Here is a 19,114-nt window from a genome sequence, read left to right as displayed (position 1 = left end):
AGATAATTATGCATTCTGTGCAGCATGCAAAGCTTAAGACATTACACATTTTAATATTTGCATATGCTCAAAATGTATTTCTCTTAGCTCATCCCGCTCTCTAGGATGGCTCCACATAGAGCGTTTTCGTAGCTTGAAATCATCAAGCCATAACCGAAAGCGATAACCGTGGATCAGGGAGAGTGCCCGCGATGCCATTGACCAGACGCCAACTCATTGCCCGTATCGGTATGGTCGGTGGCCTGCAGGCCGCCACGGCGGCCCTGGGGCTGTTCGGGTCGCTGGGCCCGGCGCGGGCCAGCCAGGAGAACTACGCCCAGTTGCCGCTGGCCCGTGTGGGGCAGGGCGCCAGTGTCACCGTGGTCGGCGCCGGCATCGGCGGCCTGGTGGCGGCCTACGAGCTGCGCAAGGCCGGCTTTGCCGTCACCCTGCTGGAGGCCCGCGAGCGGGTCGGCGGGCGCAACTGGACCGTGCGCCGGGGTGACCGGGTCACGTTCACCGATGGCAGCGTGCAGACCGTCGAATTCGACGACGGCTTCTACCTCAACGCCGGCCCCGGCCGGCTGCCCAGCCATCACCAGTTGATGCTCGGCTACTGCCGCGAACTGGGGGTGGAGCTGGAGGTGCTGGTCAACACCAGCCGCAACGCCCTGGTGCGCCCCGACCTCGACCAGCCACCGATGCAGATCCGCCAGGCGGTCAACGACAGCCGCGGGCACTTGGCCGAACTGCTGGCCAAGGCCGTCGACCGCCAGGCCCTGGACCAAGAGCTGAGCCTGGACGACCGACGTAACCTGCTGGGCTTCCTGCGTACCTGGGGCGATCTGTCGGACAAGCTCGAGTACCTGGGCTCGGCGCGCTCGGGCTACAAGGTCTGGCCCGGCGCCGGCGACCAGCAAGCCCTGCGCAACGACCCGCTGCCCCTGCGCACCTTGCTCAATCCGGCGTTGGGCACGGCGCTGATGATCGACGAGTACCCGGAGTTCTCGCCGACCATGTTCCAGCCGGTGGGCGGCATGGACCGCATTCCCCTGGCGTTCCAGCGTCACCTGCAGGATGTCCTGCGCCTGGGGGCCGAGGTGCGCTCGATTCGCAACTTCGAAGACCGGGTGGAGATCGGCTACCAGCAGCATGGCCAGCCACGGCGCATCACCAGCGACTATGCGGTGATCGCCTTGCCGCTGCCGCTGCTGGCCAGGCTCGACAGCAACTTCAGCGCCCCGGTGCGCCAGGCCATCGGCGCCGTGCAGTTCGGCCATGCCAACAAGGTGGCCTGGCAGTCCCGCCGCTTCTGGGAGACCGACTACCAGATCTACGGCGGCCTGTCGTTCATCAACCAGGCATCTTCCGGGCTGTGGTACCCCAGCGGCGGTTTCAACCAGGCCGAGGGCATTCTCGTCGCCGCCTACAACAACGGCGAGACCGCCCGCCAGTTTGCCGACAAGTCCGTCGCCGAGCAGATCGCCCTGTCGCGCCAGGCCGTGGAACTGTTGCACCCCGGGCACGACCACGAACTGCGCAAGCCACTGGTGGTGGACTGGGGGCGCATACCTCACAGCCTCGGGCCGTGGATCAGCCACCCGCTGGCCGACGCCGACTACGACCTGCTCAACCAGGCCCAGGGCCGGGTGCACCTGACCAGCGACGCCCTGGCCCACAGCGGCATCGGTATCTGGCAGGAAACCGCCGCCGGCGCCGCCCGACGAGTGGTGCGCAACTTGTGCAAGCGTGCCCAAGGCACCTCGCAGAGCCGGCAGACAGCCTAATTACTACACAACTAAAACCACCTGCCAGGTAGCGGACCTCCGAGGCTGGCGCCTACACATCAGTGGAGCTTCGCCATGCCTTTCAAGCACGCCCTTCTGGGGTTGGGGGTCCTGTTCGCCGCGGCCAGCCAGGCCGCCGATATCGAGCGCGTCCCCTCGACCTATCCCAACTCGCCGATCCTGCAGTCGGCGACCCTGCCGCCGGGCACGGCGCTGACCTTTGTCTCGGGCATCCTGCCCGACCCGGCCGACCCCAAGGCGGCCAAGGACGAGCTGCGCGCCAGCGGCGACACCGAGGCGCAGACCGTGGCGGTGCTGCGCAAGGTAGAGGCCGCCCTGGCCCCGCGCGGACTGGGCCTGGGCGACGTGGTGCAACTGCGGGTGTACCTGGTGGGCGACCCGAGTTTGCAGGGGCGCATGGATTTCGACGGCCTGCAACGCGGCTTCCGCCAGTTCTTCGGCAGCGAGCACCAGCCGTTGAAGCCGACCCGCACCACGGTGCAGGTGGCCGGGCTGGTGTTGCCCGGCGCCCTGATCGAAGTCGAGGCGGTCGCCGCCAAGGCCCGTTGAGCCCCCGAACCCGAGCGCGGCGGCCGGGCCATGGCCGCCACAAGGAATATCCGCAGATGCCCAAGACCTTCAAGCTTTCCCCCGTGGCCACCGCCCTGGCCCTGAGCCTGGCCGGCGAGGCCATCGCCGCCGAAGACCCGGCGCTGTCCACCGTGGTGGTGACCGGCGTACGCGGCAGTCAGCAACGCACCGTGACCGACAGCCCGGTGCCGGTGGACGTGATCTCCGGCGAGCAGTTGCGCACCAGTGGCCAGAACGGCCTCAAGGACATGCTCACGCGCCTGCTGCCCTCGTTCAACGCGCCGACCATCAACGGCGGCGGCACCGCCTTCCTGGTGCGCGGCATCAGCATGCGCGGGCTGGGCGGCGACCAGGTGCTGATCCTGGTCAACGGCAAGCGCCGGCACAACACGGCGATGATCAACAACAATGCGCGGGTCGGCACCGCTGCGGTGCCGGTGGACCTGGACCTGATTCCCACCGCGGCGATCGAGCGCATCGAGGTGCTGCGCGACGGCGCGGCGGCGCAGTATGGCTCCGACGCCATCGCCGGGGTGATCAACATCATCCTCAAGCAGGACGCCGAGGGCATCACCTCCGACAGTTCGGTCGGCCAGTACTACGCCGGCGACGGCACCAGCGGCCATGAGGCGGCCAACGCCGGCTTCGGCCTGGGCGACGGCGGCTTCCTCAACCTGTCGTTCGACGCCAAGGTGCAGGAGCCCTACGACCGCGCCGGCGCCGTGCGCGGCAACTTCACCACCTTGGCCAACGGCCAGCCCGACCCGCGCCTGACTGAGCGCCACGGCTGGGGCGAGGAATACGGCCTGGGCCGCGACCGCACCTACAGCGGCGCCTACAACCTGGAGCTGCCCCTGGGCGAGGAACTGAAGCTGTATTCGTTCTCCACCCTCAGCTACCGCGACGGCAAGAAGGTCCTCGGCCACCGCGCGCCCACCGACATCACCGCGACCAACTGGCTGGCCAACACGCCGTATCCGAAAGGCGGCCAGGCCACCCGCGAAGTGGAGGAGACCGACTACCAGTTGCTCGCCGGCCTCAAGGGCCTGGCCGCCAATTGGGATTGGGACCTGTCGACCACCTATGGCCGGGACAAGGCCAAGCTGTATACCGACAACAACCTCAACCTGTCCAACGACCCGTTGCTGAGCCAGCGGCGCTTTCACCTGACCGACGAGATCTTCGACCAGTGGACCACCAACCTGGATTTCAGCCGGGCCCTGGACATCGGCTGGAGCAGCCCGCTGGAGACCTCGTTCGGCGTCGAGTACCGTTGGGAGAAGTACGAGCTTACCGAGGGCGAGCCCAATTCCTACAACTACGGTGACTATGTGATCCCCAGCGGCCCGCTGGCCGGGCGGCGCCCGGACCCGGGGCTGTTCTCGGTCAACGGCACCACCCCGGAGGACGCCGGGCAGATGATCCGCCACAGCGGCGCGGCCTATGTCGATTTCGGCCTCAACCTCACGCCGCAGTGGTACAGCGCCTTCGCCCTGCGCTACGAGCGCTACAACCAGGAGGTCGGCGAGACCGTCAGCGGCAAATTCACCACCCGCTACGAGTTCGCCCCCGGCTATGCGGTCAGGGCCGCGGTGAGCAATGGCTTCCGCGCGCCGTCCCTGGCGCAGAACGTGTTTTCCTCGACCAGCTCGGTGACCATTTTCGGCGCCGGCGGCAGCACCAGCACGGCGCGCACCAAGCAGATGCGCCCTGGCTCGCCCGAGGCCATCGCCCTCGGCGCCCAGACCCTGGAGCCGGAAAAGTCGCGCAACTACAGCCTGGGCTTCACCGCCGAACCCACCGACCGCCTGCGCCTGACCGCCGACTTCTACCTGATCGACATCGACGATCGCATCCTGCAGACCGGCGTGCTCACCGGCCCCGCGGTGTCGCGCATCCTGGTGGCCAACGGCCTGTCGCCGGACCTGTCGGGGCAGTACTTCGCCAACGCCGCCGATACCCGCACCAAGGGCGTCGACCTGGTGGCCGAGTACCGCCAGCCGCTGGCCGAGTACGGCACCGTGCGCTGGAGCCTGGCCTACAACCACAACAAGACCACCATCCGCGACCTGGCCGACACCCCGGCGAGCCTGTCGAGCCTGGGGGCGGGCTACGTGCTGTTCGACCGCCAGCAGCAGATCGACCTGACCAAGGCCACGCCCAAGGACAAGTGGATCCTCAACAGCAACTACAAGGTCGACGATTGGACGGTGAACCTGACCCTGACCCGCTACGGCGAGTACACCGAAGGCTCGAACATCCCAGCCAACGACCGGACCTACGGCGCCAAGTGGATCACCGATATCGACGTGGCCTATGACCTGACCCAGAACATCACGGTGGCCCTGGGCGCCAACAACCTGTTCGACAAGTACCCGGACAAGATCGGCATCGTGCCCTGGGCCGGGACCTACGAGTACGGGATGTTCTCGCCGTATGGACTGGGTGGGGGGTACTACTACGGCCGTGTGAGTCTGGCGTTCTGATGAGTCATCCAGCCATGGGAGCTTCCTGCATGATTGAGCGTGGGAGCGGGCTTGCCCCGCGATCACCGGCAGGGCCGGTGCCATCCAACGCGCTGCCTGCATCGCGGGGCAAGCCCGCTCCCACGGGATTCAGGGGGCGTTACATCCTGGCGGGGTTGCTGTGCCTGATGCTGGGCGTGTCACACGCCGACGAAACCCTGCGCGTCTCCAGCCAGAAGAACTCGCTGCAGGTGCTGCTGCAGGCCGCCGGCGAGCTCGACGATGTGCCATACCCCCTGGAGTTCGCCGCCTTCGGCGCCGCCGCGCCCACCGCCGAGGCCCTGGCGGCCGGCGCGGTGGATATCGGCACCCTGGGCACCGCGCCGTTCGTGTTCGCCACGGCGGCCGGCACCGGGCTCAAGACCGTCGGGGTGGTGCGCCTGCAGGTGACGCCCACGGCGGTGGCGATCGTCGTGCCCGAAGCATCACCCCTGACCGACGCGGCGTCGCTGGTGGGCCGGCGCATCACCACCACCCGCGGCTCCATCGGTCACTACCTGGCGCTGGCCGCATTGCGCGCCAGCGGCCACAACGGCGGCGACGCCACGTTCGTGTTCCTCCAGCCAGGCGAGTCGCGCAGCCTGCTGGCCAACGGCGGCGCCGACGCCTGGGCCACCTGGGATCCGTACACCAGCATGGTCCAGCTCGAAGGCGGCACGCGGGTGCTGGTCAGCGGCGAAGGTTTATTCGCCGGCAACATGCTGCTGGTGGCCAACCCTGCGGCGATCCGCGACAAGCCGGCGCAACTGCGGGATTTCCTGCATCGGGTCGGCCGCGCCTGGGACTGGGCCAATGCTCATGTCGAGCAGTTCTCGGCGATCCAGGCCCGCCAGAGCGGGCTGCCACTGGAAGTGCACCTGCGTTCGAACCACTACTCAAAACCTCGCCGGGTCGCGGTGGACGACGCCCTGGTCAGGGACCTTGCCGACACCGCCCGGCTGTACCGGGACGAGGGGGTGATCGGCCCAGGCTTCGTTGCCGAACAACAGGTGGACAGGCAGTTCAATGAGGCGCCGGAAGTTCAGTGAAAGTTGCCCGATGTGTGTGACGTAAGTTGTCATTTTTATAATGTTCATGCGCATTGCTGATAATGACTGAAGTTGCTCTGTAATATTTTGAAAAAAGTTTTGACGCTAGAGAAAAACGATATTTCACAAGTGCTTGCCGCTTGTTGAAGATGGCTTGGCGACCATCGGATGTCGCCGGTTATTTGCCCATCACAGGTGCAGTCAAACCGTTCAGGAATACGCGAGGGAGTGTTCATGCTGACGATTACCACGGTCGAGGAGTTGACCGCCGCACAGTTAGACGATGTGATTCACGCCCGTACACTGGGCATCCTGATCAAAGGTTTTGCACCCGCCGATACCGTGGCCCTGGCCCTGGAGCGCCTGAGCCATCACGAATTGCGCGGCGCGTTCAGTGAACAGACCGAGTTCGTGCGCCTGGGCAAGGCCTATATCGAGATCAAGGACGAGGCCAGCCGCGCCGAATACCACGGCCAGGCCATCGGCAACATCCGCAAGATCCGCAGCGCCTTCGGCCCGCTGGCTTCGCCCATCGATCACCTGCGCCTGCTGCTCGACGAGGTCTGGCCCAAGGGGGCGCGGCTGCTGGACGTGAACGGGCAAAAGTGCTTCGTCGGCATCGCCCGCTTCCAGGGCAACAATGTCGACCTCACGCCGCATACCGACGACCTGGCGCGCAACGCCCCGGCCGATCACCAGCCGCGGCTGCTCACCCAGCTGTCGACCAACATCTACCTGCAGATCCCCGAGGACGGCGGCGAACTGGAGATCTGGAACCTGCACCCCGACGAGGCCGAATACCAGCGCCTGCGTGGCCAGCGCGCCTACGGCATCGAGCGTCACCTGCTGCCGCCGCCGGACCTGGTGGTCAAGCCCGAGCCGGGCGACCTGATCTTCCTCAACCCGCGGCTGATCCACGCGGTGCGCCCATCGGCCACCAGCACCCGGGTCACCCTCGGCGTATTCATCGGTTATTTCGGCGACGACCAGCCTTTGGCCTACTGGAGCTAAGCGACATGAGCAATGTGGAAGCGATCAACCTCAAAGCCTATTTCAACAAGGGTGGCGAAGAACTGGACTTCACCGGCAAGCGTTGCGTGCTGGCGGTCAGCGTGGGCCAGGAATACCACGAGGAGCACAAGCTCAGCTCCACCGTGCACCTGATCAACAAGTCCGGCTTCAGCCAGGTGAAGGTGGTGGTGGCCGACACCTTGCAGCGCCACAACAAGCACGGCAAGTCGCCGGGCGAGGCGCTGTCGGCGTCGATCCGCGACGGCGACGCGTGGCTGGCGCGCAACCGCAAGTACCTGGCCGGGCTCGAAGCGCCGGTGCGCATCAGCCGCTGGAACCAGGAGCTGGCCTCGGACCGCTACGCCGAGCTGCGCCAGCAGGTGAACCAGCTGTACCGCGACAGCGAGGACCTGCGCGGTGCCATCGAGGCGACCATCGGCGTGTTCATCGAGCGTTTGCGATTGCGCGACCCCGAGGCGGATCTGGAGCGCGCCGCCGCCCAGTGCCGCGAGTACATCCTCGAGGAGGTGCCGATCATCCTGCCCCAATGGGCCGAGGAGGGGTACGACTACGTGATCTATCCGCAACAGATGACCGATGCCATGGCCACCGCCCGGCGCCTGCTGGTCGAGCCGCACGCGCCGGAGCGGGTGCACTGGCTGCCGCTGAAGTTCAAGAAGCGCGGCATCCCGATTCCCTTCACCCTGCCAGGGGCGGTGCACCCGGCCTGGGCCGCCAGCGCCATCGCCATCTGAATCGCTGCAACCCCGGCCCCACGCCACACGGACGACGGCCTTCATACTGAAATCCGGAACAGGAGTTTCCATGGGCGTTTTTGCGCAACAGCAACGCAAATGGTGGGCTTTGCTCGGCGTGAGCATCGCCAGTTTTCTCGGCTGCGTCGACTTCACCATCGTCAACACCGCGCTGCCGGCGCTGCAGGCCGACCTTGGCGCCTCGGTGGACAGCCTGCAGTGGGTGATCAACGGTTTCATCCTGGCGCTGTCCAGCGCCATGGTGCTGGTTGGCCGGCTGGCCGACCTGAAAGGCCGTCGGCGGGTACTGGGCATCGGGCTGGGCGTGTTCGGGCTGGCCTCGCTGGCGGCGGGGCTGGCCAGCGGCATTGATACCCTGGTGGCCGCCCGGGTCGCCCAGGGCCTGGCCTGCGCGGTGCTGTACACCGCGTCGGGGGCGATCGTCGCGGCCACCTTCGCCAGCGAGGAACAGGGCAAGGCGTTCGGTGTGCTGTTCGGCGTCAACGGCATCGGTCTTGCCGCGGGGCCGGTGCTGGGCGGGCTGATCACCAGCGCCTTCGGCTGGCAGTGGATTTTCCTGGTCAACGTGCCGTTCGTGCTGCTGAGCTTGGCGATCATCGCAGTGGCGGCGGACGAGTCGCGGGCCGGCGAGGAGGGCGCGCGGCTCGACTGGCTGGGTGTGGTGCTGTTGCTGGTGGGCTTGCCAAGCCTGGTGCTGGTGATCGTCCAAGGTGCTGCCTGGGGTTGGACTTCGGCCACTACCCTGGGCCTGCTGACGCTGGCGTTGTTCGCCTTGCTGGCCTTCGTCGCGGTCGAGTTGCGGGTCGAGGCGCCGATCATCGACCTGCGCCTGTTCGCCAACCGCCGCTTCGTCGCGGCGGTCACCGCCAGCTTCGGCCTGGCGGTGTTCTACTGCGTGGCGTTCTTCGTGATGCCGCTGTACCTGGCGTTGATCCGTGGCGAGAGCGTGCAGGCCAGCGGCCTGCTGTTGCTGCCGACGACGCTCGGGGTGGCGCTGCTGTCGCCGTTGGTGGGGCGTCTGGTGGATCGCAAGGGCCCGGCGCTGCTGGTGCAGGCCGGGTTGCTGCTGTTCGTGCTGTCCGCCGTGCTGCAGGCGGCATTTGGCGAGCACACCTCACTGTTGCATCTGTTGGGCGCATTCGCCGTGATGGGGCTGGGTTGGGCCTGCATCCTCGGGCCTTCGACGGTACTGGGGATCTCCTCGGTGCCGCAGCAGGTGAGCTCGGTGGCCATGGGCTCGCTGATGACCCTGCACAACGTCGGCGGTGGGCTCGGGCTGGCGGTGGGAGTCGGGTTGTACCGGGCGGTGGCCACCGATACGTTGTCCGCCGCCAGCGGCGTGCCCGCGCAGACCGACTGGCTGGCCCGGGCGGCAGCGGCGCCGGAGCAGGGGGCGGCTTTGTTGGGCGAGCACCTGGGGCAGGGCGGCGATGTGCTGCAGGGCTGGGTGCATGCCGCGTTCCTCGACGGTTACCAGGCGCTGATGGTGTTTCTCGCCGTCAGCCTGTTGCTGGTCTGGGGTGGCGTGACCTTGCTGCTGCGAGCGAAGAAGGCAAGCGTACCCGCCCAGGAGCCCAGCCATGGCAAGGCGTGACGGCCGCCTGCGGCTGGGCGCCTTTCTCTCCGGCTCCGGTGCTCACGCCGGCAGCTGGCGACACCCGCAGGCCGACGCCGACGCCTCGATCAACTTCGAGCGCTACCGGCAGTACGCCCAGACCCTGGAACGCGGGCGTTTCGACGCGCTGTTTCTCAACGACAACGTCGCCGTCGGCGAACTGGACCCACGGGTGCTGCGCAGCAGCGCCTACAGCCTGCGCTGGGACCCGCTGACCCTGCTGCCGGCGCTGGCGGTGGTGACTCGCCACATCGGCCTGATCGCCACCGCCAACACCAGTTTCAACGAGCCCTACAACATCGCCCGCAGCTTCGCCTCCCTCGATCACCTGTCCGCTGGTCGCGCCGGCTGGAACCTGGTTACCGCGCTGATCGGTGGCGAGAATTTCAACCAGGCGGCGCACCTGCCCCATGCCGATCGTTACGCCCGCGCCGAGGAGTTCTTCGATGTGGTCACCGGGCTCTGGGACAGCTGGGCGGACGATGCCTTCCCGCTGGACAAGGCCTCCGGTACCTGGCTGGAGACCGCGCGCATGCGGGTGCTCGACCACCAGGGCGAGCATTTCCGCGTGCGTGGCCCGTTGAATGCTCCACGACCCGTGCAAGGCTGGCCGGTGATCGCCCAGGCCGGTTCCTCGCAGGCCGGCCGGGCGCTGGCGGCACACAGCGCCGAGCTGGTGTTCACCGCCCAGCAGACCTTGAGCGAGGGTCGGGCGTTCTACGCCGACATGCACCAGCGCCTGGCCCTGGCCGGGCGGGCGGCGGAGTCGTTGCTGGTGTTTCCGGGCCTGGCGCCGGTGGTGGGGCGCACGACCAGCGAAGCCCAGGAGAAGCACGAGCAACTGCAGGCGCTGGTGGATCCGGAGGCGGCGCTCAAGGCGTTGTCCTTCCTGCTGGACATCGGCATCGACCTGGAGCGGCTGCCCGCGGAGGCCCCGGTGGTGCTGCCGGAGCCGTTGCCGCTGACCGAGCGGCACCAGAGCCGCCAGCAGCTGGTGGTGGACCTGATCCGCCGCGAACGGCCCACCGCCAGGCAGTTGCTGGCCAGGCTCGGCGCAGGCGGGCACCGGCTGCTGGTGGGTACGCCTTCGCAGATCGTCGAGGAGATGGCCTGCTGGTTCGAGGAAGGGGCGGCGGATGGCTTCAACCTGCTGTTCACCCATCTGCCGGGTGGGCTGGATGATTTTGTCGGGCAGGTGGTGCCCGAGTTGCAGCGGCTGGGGTTGTTCCGGCGCGAGTATGAGGGGCGTACGTTGCGGGAGAACCTGGGGTTGCGGTATGTGCCCAATCGACATTTTCAGGGCTGAGGATCGCTGGGGGCGCGTTGCGCCCCTTTCGCGGCACAAGGCCGCTCCTACAGGTGATCGCGTGCCTGTGTAGGAGCGGCCTTGTGCCGCGAAATCAACCCCGCTGATCGAAGAAGTGCCCCATCAGCTGCAACAACGGCCGCCGCCGGTTCTTCACCGCGAACTCCCACTCATGGGTCTGCGACGGCGCATGGCCGAGCTCATGCTCGCTCAGCAGCTTCTGCACCTGGGCCAAGCGGTACCACGGCACCGAGGGGAAGGCGTGATGAACGATATGCAGGTTGAAGTTGAGGATCACATAGCGCGACCACAGCGGCAGGCTCTTGCAGTCGTGGGATACCCCGTCCTGCTCCCAGAACTGCAGGCGGTCAGCATCTCGCGCAAGCAACGGCGCCTCGGCGTGGTGGGGCAGGTTGAGCAGCTCGACCATAAAGAACAGGAATACCCAGGTGATCCCGTAGAACAGCACCAGGTCCAGCAGGTGCCCAAAGCTCCAGGCCAGCACGGCCGCCGCCAGGTAACCGGCCAGGTACAGGCGGGCGAAGCGGATCTCCTTGAGAATCCTCGGCGAACTGTCACCCTTGGCCCGGGCAATGAACGGCGCGCGCCAGTTGAGCAGGAAATGGTTGGCGGCGATCATCGGGATCCAGTGCTTCCAGACGAACTCCAGGGTGCGCTCCTGTTTTTTCGTCATCACTGAGAAGCGCTCGATCATGCCGCGGTTCTCCGGGTCGTTCACCGGGTGCGCGGTCCAGGTGTGGTGGGCCATGTGGAAGCGCCGGCGGACCAGGAACGGCAAGGCGATCAGCCAGCCGTCGCAGTGGCCGATGAAGTCGTTGAGCCGGCGGTTGGCCGAGGCGGCGCCGTGGGTCGCCTCGTGCATGATCAGGTAGAGCTGCACGGTGGCCAGGCCGGCCAGCGCCAGACCCAGCAACTGCAAGGCGGTGGAGTCGGCGAGCCAAAGGTTCCAGGCCACCGCCAACAACAGCAGGTCAGCGACCCAGAGCATCACGGTCCAGGGTTCCCGGGCGCCGTCGGGGATCTGTTTTCTTACACTAAGCCATTGGTCCTTGGTCACTTGCAAAAACTCCGATCGGTTAGCTGGCGGCCCGGGAAGCCGGGGCTGCGGGAATGCTGCAGAGGTTGTTGGCCAGGTGTGCGTAGGCCAGGTCGAAACGGGCGATGTCGTCGTCGAAACCATGGCTGCGCGGGGCTACGGCGAAGTCCTGGAACACCAGCTGGAGGCAGTCGTAGCGGCTGCCGTTCTCCAGGTGCCAGGCCGGCAGGTAGGCGGTGATGGCAAAGCCCAGGCGACGCAGGCTGGCCAGCAGCTCCAGCTTGTCGGCCAGGATCAGCAGGCTGACGTACTCGGCCTGCGCATGCTGGCGCAGCAGCGCGCCCAGCTCCGCCAGCACGGCCTGGGTCGACGGGTAACGGCCGCACTGGCCCGACAGCATCAGCGCGCCGGCCTGGGGATCGTGGCTGTAGCTGAGCTGGCCATGGCGTTCGGCGCCGGTGGGGCCGCTGAGGAAGGTGTCCGGGTAGTTGCCGGGGGTGACGGCGAGCTGCAGGGCGGGGTAGAGCAGGCGGCGGACGAAGTCGGCGGCGCGGGTGGTCACGTACCAGGGCGCGACATGCACAAAGCCAGCCTGGGGCACCGGGTGGATGGCGGTCAGGTGATACTCGCGCAGGCCGTCGACCTTGTCCGGACCGCCGTCGTGCCCCACCAGCACCGCGGGGCGAATCTTCTTCATGACGCCGTGGCTTGCGATGTTGCGGGTGATGTAGAAGCCCAGCTCCAGGGGCTCGGGCCGGTGGGTCTCGAAGCCCAGGCGCACCAGGCTGGAAATGGCGCCGGTCCTGCGCGCATCGGGGTGGATCACCCCGTGGCAGACTTCCCACGAGCGGTTCCAGGGGCGGCGGGCGATGCAGCAGCATCCGAGCAGCTGGCCTTGGGCCTCGGCGACGAACCATTGCTGTTGCCCGCTGCCCATCGAGTGGCGGATATAGTCCGGGCTCTGGCAAGGGTGGGTGGTCTGCCCATAGACCTGCTGGAACAGCGCGGCGAGGGCTTCGATATCGGTGGAGCTGGCCGGGCGATAGCGCAGTGTTTCGGTTTCCGGCAACGGCGCAACGGCCGTTTGCGGCGAACGGGTCGCAGTCATGACGCACCTTTTGTCTTTATTGAAGGCGAACGAAGGCAGTGACCGCCCAAGGCAGGTCACGGGCACGTGGCGGGGCTGGGGTCAGTGACGGGGATGTCGTCGCAGGTCGGCGCGGCGGGGCGATTCGTATAGAGGGTGAGGCGAGGGGGCGTCATCCGTGAGCATGGCCATCATGCGACTCCTGTACATGGCGGGTTCTTGTTCAAGGCCAGCGCAAATCCTTGGCGCTGGCAGGAAAGGGACTATAGAGCCACACAGGGGGCCGTCAAACGGGTATCGGCAGGAAGCGGCAACGCGTTGCCTAGGCAAGGTGCCGAGGCGGCGGGCAGGCCCGCCCCCTGTTTTTCGGCACGCCAGGTCCAGGAGCAGTGCGCTGTAGGAAAAGGCTGACATGTAAATGGTTGTAAAGACGACCAGGCGTTCAGATATCGCTGTCCTTGAGGCGGGCAAGGCCGCTGTCGCGTGTGGCTCTCGCATGGCCCGGCAGCGGCTCAGGCCGAGGTAGTCCTGCCGTGCTGTAGACCCGGGTACGACTGCCCAGGCCCTCTACCAGGGGCGCCTGCAGCGGGTATCGAGTGCGGGCCTTGAGGTCGGCGATCACCTCGTCAAGCAGCGCGTCGATCTGCGTGCTGTCCTGGTGATGAGCGGTGGTGATCAGGTGCGCGGTGTCGCCCGAGGTGGCCAGGCAATGGCGTTTCCACACGCTGGCCGAGGGGCAGGGGAACACCACGGTGATCGAGTTGGGGTTGCGCCAGGCCTCGATGCCGGCCGCCCGCAGCCGGTCCACCGCATGCTGGGCCAGGTCCAGGCAGCGCTGGATGCGTGCGCGCCAATCCTCCAGCGACCGGCTGCACAGGGCGGCCCACATCATCAGTGGCGTGTGGCCGTTGCGCGAGCCGCTGATGGTCTGGTCGCGGGCGCTGATGTAGTCGATTTCCACCGAGATGCGCTCGACGTTGCCGCGCCGGGCCACGACGATGCCGCAGGGCATCGGCGAGCCGATCATCTTGTGCCCGGAGACGCAGATCGAGTCGATGCCGTCGGCGAACGAGTAGGGCTCGGGGGCGTCGACGAAGGGCAGGATCATGCCGCTCAGGGCCGCGTCGGCGTGCAGGTAGTAGTCCTCGCGGCGGATGCCGGCTTGGGCCAGGCGCTGCTGGATGACGGTGATGTTGTCGGTGGCACCGCGCAAAGTGGTGCCGATATTGGCGAAGATGATCGGGTGGCGTTCACCGTCGACCGTGATCCGCGCGACCAGGTCGTCGTAGTCCATCTCGCCGTTGGCCTGGGATTCCACCACCTGGGCCTTGATGCGCAGCAGGCGGACGATCTTGGCCACCGAGTAGTGGGTGTCCTTGGAGTAGTAGAGGGTGGCGTCGGGAAACAGCTCGCGGGCCAGGTAGCAGCCGAACATGTTGCCTTCGGTGCCGCCGTTGGTGACGTAGCCCCAGCTGTCCTCGAACGGGATGTGGAACAGCTCGGCGAAGAAGCGCATCACCTCGCGCTCGAAGTCGAAGGAGTTGAGCAGGTAGTTGCTGGGTTCGTTCCAGTCGCCGCAGTTGTTGATGGAAAAGCGCATGAAGCGGTGCAGCAGGCTGTAGTCGAAGTCGGCCGACTCGGGGTAGCCGACGTTGAAGTACTGGTGGGTGAGGCAGTACTGCCAGAAGGCCTCGAGGCGCTTGTGGTCGGCGGGTGAGAATGTCATGTCCAGCTCCATGGTGCGCGCTCGACCGGCCAGGGCCGAGCGCGGTGCGGGTGAAAGTCCTTGTCAGTGCCGCATCAGGCTCAGGCGGCCAGGGTGGCGCCGCCGTCGACCACGATATCCTGCAGGGTCACGTGCCCGGCCTGCTCGGAGGCCAGGAACAGCACCACCTGGGCGATGTCGTCGGGCGTGGCGATCTTGCCCAGCGGCACGCCGAGCTTGAACTGCTCCGGCAAGCCGTCGACCAGCTGGCGTTCGCCCGCCGGGTCGCCGAGCATACCGGCGAGCATCGGCGTGCGCGTCGAGCCCGGCGACACCACGTTGCAGCGCACGCCGTAGGGCGCCAGCTCCAGGCCCACGCAGTGACTCAGGCTGACCAATGCGGCCTTGGAGGCGCAGTAGGCGGCCATGTTCAGGCGCGGCACGTGGGCGGCGTTGGAGGCGACGTTGACGATGGCGCCGCGGCGCTGGCGGCGGAACACCGGGGTCCACTGGCGCATCAGGTAGAACGGCGCGCTCACGTTGACATCCAGGCAGCGCTGCCAGTCCTCGCAGGACACCTCGTCACTGCGCCCCAGGCGCAGCACGCCGGCGACATTGACCAGCACGTCGAGGTACTGCGCCTGCTCCTTGAGGCGGTCGCAGACCCGCTGCACGTCGGCCGGGTCGGTCAGGTCGACATGCAGCAGCGGGAACGGCAGGTCGGCCTCCTCGCAGTCCAGGCCGATGACCTCGGCGCCTTCCTCGAGAAACTGCTGCGCCACGCAGCGGCCGATGCCGCTGGCGGCGCCGGTGACCAGCACGCGCCGGCCGGTGAAACGGGCCATGGCCATCAGGCGGCCCCCCGCGCTTGCACCAGCGACCACCAGCCGTCCAGGGTCGGCGCGTTGGCCAGCTCCTCGAAGCTGACGGCGATACCGCGCTGCTTGAGCTCGGCGGCCAGCTTCATCACCTGCAGCGAGTCCAGGCCGTAGAAGATCAGGCTTTCCTGTGGGTCGAGGTCGCTGTCGTCCTCGATCATCTGGCGCACCCGGCCATGCAGCCAATCGCGGGTGGTCTCGCCCGCGGGTTGGGTCAGCAGGGCGCCGGTGTCGGTGACATGGCCGCAGCGGGTGGCCACGTACTTCAGGGCCAGGCGGTGCTCCTCCTCGGAGAAGTCGGCCACCGCGTCACCTACCAGGAACGCCTGGATATCGTTCATGAAGGCGTCGGCGGCGGTGATCATGCAGCCGATATGGGCGTACACGCCGCCGATCAGCAACTGGTCGCGCCGCCAATCGCGCATACGCTCGAGCAGGTCGGAGCGCTGGAAGGCGCTGTAGCGCCACTTGGTCAGCACCGTGTCGCCCGGCTGCGGCGCCAGGGCGTCGATGATCGGTTGCTGCTCGGGGCTGGCCGCCGGCAGGCCCGGGCCCCACATGGCGTTGAGCAGGGCGCGGTCCTCGGGCGGCTGTTCATGGGGCTGGGCGGTGTAGACCACCGGGATGCCCTGCTCGCGGGCCCACAGGATCAGCCGCGACAGGTTGTCCACCAGGGCGGTGAGCAGGGCACCGTCGGGCTGGTAGAAACGCAGGAAGTAGCGCTGCATGTCGTGGATCAGCAGCACGGCGCGGGCCGGGTCGGGCTGCCACTGGGTCTTGTTGGCCGGGTAGCTGGCCCGCTGCGGCATGGCATAGTCGTGGATGGTTGGAATGGTCATCTCGGGTCCTTGGATGGTCAGGCGGTCGGGGCGACGGCGAGCAGCGCGCGCAGTTGCTTCTTGTCGATCTTGCCCACCGCGGTCAGCGGCATGGCGTCGATCAGCCGGATCCGGTCCGGGAGTTTGTACTCGGCGATGCCCAGACCCATCAGGTGGCGGCGCACGGCGATCGGCTTGAGTTGCGGGTTGCGCGAGACGATGAAGGCGCAGCTCTTTTCGCCGAGCAGGTCGTCGGGCAGCGCCACCAGGGCGGCGTGGGTCACGTCCGGGTGCATGACGATCAGGTTCTCGATCTCTTCCGAGGCGACTTTCTCGCCGCCGCGGTTGATCTGGTCCTTGACCCGGCCGACTACCCGCAGGTTGCCATTGGCGCTGCGCTGGACGATGTCGCCGGAGTGGTAGAAGCCGTCCTGGTCGAACACCTGGGCGTTGTGCTCGGGGCTCTTGTAGTAGCCGCAGAAGGTGTACGGGCCACGGGTGGCGAGCATGCCCGGCTCGCCGTCGGCGACCGGCTGGCCCTGCTCGTCGAGGATGCGCACCTCGTCCAGCTCGCTGATCGGCCGGCCCTGGGTGGTGAACACCTGCTCGTCGCTGTCGTCCAGGCGGGTGTAGTTGACCAGGCCCTCGGCCATGCCGAACACCTGTTGCAGGCGGCAGCCCAATACCTCGGGAACCTGACGGGCCAGGGCCTCGGCGAAGCTGGCACCGCCGACCTGCAGCAGGCGCAGGCTGCGCAGCTTGGCCGCGTGCCCGGGCGCGGCCTGCAGCCACAGGGCCACGGCGCTGGGCACCAGGGCGGCCATGGTCACGGCGTGGCGCTCGATCAGGGCGAAGCAGTTGAGCGGCTCCGGATTGGCCGCCATGACGATGCAGCCGCCGGCATGCAGCACGCCCAGGCCGCCGGGGGAGCTGAGGGTGTAGTTGTGTGCGGCGGGCAGGGCGCAGAGAAAGCGTGTGGCGCTGTCCAAGGCGCAGATCTGCGCGCTGGCCCGCACGCTGTAGGCATAGTCGTTGTGGGTGCGCGGGATCAGCTTGGGGGTGCCGGTGCTGCCGCCGGACAGCTGGAACAGCGCCACCTCGTCGGCAGCGCTGGGCGCGTAGTGGGTGCCGCGCACATCGGCGCTGGCGCTCCAGTCGTCGAGGGCATCGAGCATAAGCGTCAGTTGCGGACGCAGGCCTTCCTTGGCCAGGTCGTCGAGGAACGCGTCGTTGCGGAACACCTCATGCTCGGCCGAGGCGATCAGCAAGGCGGGGCGGATCTGCCGGGCGAAGGCGCCCAGCTCGTGCTGGCGGTGGCTGTAGAGCGCGTTGACCGGGGCGATGCCGGCCTTGAACAGGGCAAACAGCACGATGTAGAACTCGGCGACGTTGGGCAACTGCACCAGTGCCGTGTCGCCCTGGCCCAGACCGTGGGCGGCCAGGCGCGAGGCCAGGTTGGAAGCGCGCCGGTCCAGTTCGCCGTAGCTGATGCAGCGTTCGCCGCAGAGGATCGCCGGGGCCTGTGGCTGCGCGGCGGCGCGCTCGATCAGCAGTTGGCTGAGCGGCTGGTCGTTCCAGTAGCCGGCGGCGCGATAGCGCTGCGCCCGGTCCGCGGGCCAGGGGGTGAATTCGATGGTCATGGGCATCTCGGAAAGCGGGTTTGAGGTCAATGGTCCAGGCCGCAGGCACGCAGCATGGTGCCGAGCTTGGTCTGCACTTCGTTCCATTCGGTGTCGGGGCTGGAGGCCTCGACGATGCCGGCGCCGGCGAACAGGCGCACGCGCTGGCCGCTGAAGGTGCCGCAGCGGATGGTCACCACCCACTCGCCGTTGCCCTGGGCGTCGCACCAACCAACCATGCCGGTGAACAGGCCGCGCTCGAAGGGTTCGACGAAGCGGATCAGTTGCCGAGCCCGCTCGGTGGGGTAGCCGCACACGGCGGGGGTCGGGTGCAGGCGGCAGGCCAGTTGCAGGGCGTCGATATCGGCCGTGGCCAGTTCGCCCTCGATGCGGGTGGACAGGTGCCACAGCGCGGCGGTGCTGATCAGCGACGGCCGCTCGGGGACCTGCAGGCGGCTGCACAGCTCGCCGACGCGCTGGGCGATGTCCTCGGTGACCAGGCGGTGTTCGTAGTGGTCCTTCTCAGATGCCGCCAGCCATTGCGCGTTGGCGCGGTCGGCCGCAGGGTCGGCCATGCGCCGCACAGAGCCTGCCAGCGGATTGCTGACGAACGCCGTGCCTTGCTTGTGCACCAGCAGCTCCGGGCTCACCCCCAGCAGGGTGGCGCCGTCGGCCAGGGGCACGCGGAAGTGGTAGCCCTCGCGGTTCAGCGCCTTGAGGTTGGCCTGCACCTGTGCCGGGTCCACGGGCGCGGCGAAGTGCAGTTCACGCTGCACCGAAAGCACGGCCTTGCGCACATCGCTGTGCTGGAAGTTGACGATGGCATGGCACACGGCGCGCTTGAAGCCGTGTTCGTCGGGGATGTTGGTCTGGCTGTGCAGCGCCGGCAGCGCGCCGGCCTGGGCGGGCGCCGCGGTGCGCTGCTGCCAGGCATAGGCCTGGGGAACGTACAGGCTGCAAGCCTGGGTGGTGTCGAAGGGGATGGCGCCGACCACGATCGGGTTGTCCTGCCCGGCCTGGCGGGCGCGTTCGAAGGCCTGGTCGATGCTGCGCCGCAGCGCGCTACCGGCCAGGTGGCTGCCGTTGGCCGGGGTGTCGATCCGCTCGCGCAGGCCGCTGACGCTCAGCTCGCGGTCGCCGGATGTGAATGAAAAGCTCGAGTCCTCTTGGCTGAGCGGCACGGTGTCCCTGTCTTGCAAACGCAGGGTGCCTGTCTTCATGGGTAGCCTCCTTGGCCGATGGGTGAGAAAGAAAACCTTGAAATATAATCATTCTCGTTAGTAAATATGAGGACGCGAAACACATGGATTTGTCAACCACGCGGGTAAGCGA

Annotated in this window: 15 protein-coding genes; 8 read left to right on the top strand and 7 right to left on the bottom strand. The window is 67.3% G+C overall.

Annotated features, from left to right (window positions below; all coding sequences use genetic code 11):
• The first annotated feature begins 191 nt into the window (after positions 1–191).
• From VUG52_RS13980 to VUG52_RS13945, 8 genes are all read left to right on the top strand, one after another.
• The gene (locus VUG52_RS13980; RefSeq protein WP_050705750.1) at positions 192–1,766 is read left to right on the top strand and encodes a flavin monoamine oxidase family protein; all 1,575 of its coding nucleotides are present in this window, start codon (positions 192–194) and stop codon (positions 1,764–1,766) included.
• A gap of 75 nt (positions 1,767–1,841) precedes the next feature.
• Positions 1,842–2,336: a RidA family protein gene (locus VUG52_RS13975; protein ID WP_050705751.1), complete on the top strand. Its 495-nt coding sequence runs from the start codon at positions 1,842–1,844 to the stop codon at positions 2,334–2,336.
• A gap of 56 nt (positions 2,337–2,392) precedes the next feature.
• A complete protein-coding gene (locus VUG52_RS13970; RefSeq protein ID WP_050705752.1) occupies positions 2,393–4,843 on the top strand; it encodes a TonB-dependent receptor plug domain-containing protein in 2,451 nt (816 codons plus the stop codon).
• Positions 4,844–5,010: 167 nt separating this feature from the next.
• Positions 5,011–5,910 carry an aliphatic sulfonate ABC transporter substrate-binding protein gene (locus VUG52_RS13965; RefSeq protein ID WP_177330845.1) on the top strand — a complete coding sequence of 300 codons (900 nt, stop codon included), beginning with the start codon at positions 5,011–5,013 and terminating at the stop codon, positions 5,908–5,910.
• A gap of 234 nt (positions 5,911–6,144) precedes the next feature.
• Positions 6,145–6,921, top strand: a complete 777-nt coding sequence (locus VUG52_RS13960; RefSeq protein ID WP_050705786.1) for a 2OG-Fe(II) oxygenase — start codon at positions 6,145–6,147, stop codon at positions 6,919–6,921.
• Positions 6,922–6,926: 5 nt separating this feature from the next.
• On the top strand, positions 6,927–7,676 hold the full coding sequence (locus VUG52_RS13955) for a tRNA-dependent cyclodipeptide synthase (protein ID WP_050705754.1): 750 nt from the start codon (positions 6,927–6,929) through the stop codon (positions 7,674–7,676).
• Between the two features lie 70 nt (positions 7,677–7,746).
• A complete protein-coding gene (locus VUG52_RS13950) occupies positions 7,747–9,291 on the top strand; it encodes a DHA2 family efflux MFS transporter permease subunit (protein ID WP_331831665.1) in 1,545 nt (514 codons plus the stop codon).
• Positions 9,278–10,618 (top strand): LLM class flavin-dependent oxidoreductase, encoded by a 1,341-nt coding sequence (locus VUG52_RS13945; protein ID WP_262950612.1) that lies wholly within the window; start codon positions 9,278–9,280, stop codon positions 10,616–10,618. The genes VUG52_RS13950 and VUG52_RS13945 overlap by 14 nt, the downstream gene beginning before the upstream one ends.
• Positions 10,619–10,712: 94 nt before the next feature.
• Here VUG52_RS13945 and VUG52_RS13940 read toward each other — a convergent pair whose 3' ends face one another.
• The 7 genes from VUG52_RS13940 to VUG52_RS13910 form a co-directional block, all read right to left on the bottom strand.
• A complete protein-coding gene (locus VUG52_RS13940; protein WP_262950610.1) occupies positions 10,713–11,696 on the bottom strand; it encodes a fatty acid desaturase family protein in 984 nt (327 codons plus the stop codon).
• 19 nt (positions 11,697–11,715) lie between these two features.
• Positions 11,716–12,783, bottom strand: coding sequence for a GNAT family N-acetyltransferase (locus VUG52_RS13935; protein WP_262950608.1), 1,068 nt, complete (start codon positions 12,781–12,783; stop codon positions 11,716–11,718).
• A 421-nt stretch (positions 12,784–13,204) separates the two neighbouring features.
• Positions 13,205–14,488, bottom strand: coding sequence for a histidine decarboxylase (locus VUG52_RS13930; protein ID WP_052896505.1), 1,284 nt, complete (start codon positions 14,486–14,488; stop codon positions 13,205–13,207).
• Positions 14,489–14,568: 80 nt separating this feature from the next.
• A complete protein-coding gene (gene dhbA / locus VUG52_RS13925; RefSeq protein ID WP_050705787.1) occupies positions 14,569–15,318 on the bottom strand; it encodes a 2,3-dihydro-2,3-dihydroxybenzoate dehydrogenase in 750 nt (249 codons plus the stop codon).
• Positions 15,318–16,184, bottom strand: a complete 867-nt coding sequence (locus tag VUG52_RS13920; protein ID WP_050705759.1) for an isochorismatase — start codon at positions 16,182–16,184, stop codon at positions 15,318–15,320. The genes dhbA and VUG52_RS13920 overlap by 1 nt, the downstream gene beginning before the upstream one ends.
• A 17-nt stretch (positions 16,185–16,201) precedes the next feature.
• Positions 16,202–17,803 carry a (2,3-dihydroxybenzoyl)adenylate synthase gene (locus VUG52_RS13915; RefSeq protein ID WP_050705760.1) on the bottom strand — a complete coding sequence of 534 codons (1,602 nt, stop codon included), beginning with the start codon at positions 17,801–17,803 and terminating at the stop codon, positions 16,202–16,204.
• 26 nt (positions 17,804–17,829) lie between these two features.
• A complete protein-coding gene (locus VUG52_RS13910) occupies positions 17,830–19,002 on the bottom strand; it encodes an isochorismate synthase (protein ID WP_262950602.1) in 1,173 nt (390 codons plus the stop codon).
• Between the last annotated feature and the right edge of the window lie 112 nt (positions 19,003–19,114).

The sequence above is a fragment of the Pseudomonas sp. LH21 genome, from assembly GCF_036549575.1.
Classification (GTDB): Bacteria; Pseudomonadota; Gammaproteobacteria; order Pseudomonadales; family Pseudomonadaceae; genus Aquipseudomonas; species Aquipseudomonas peradeniyensis.
The sequence above is the reverse complement of the archived record's forward strand: the minus strand, read 5'-3'. Positions and strand labels throughout refer to the sequence as shown.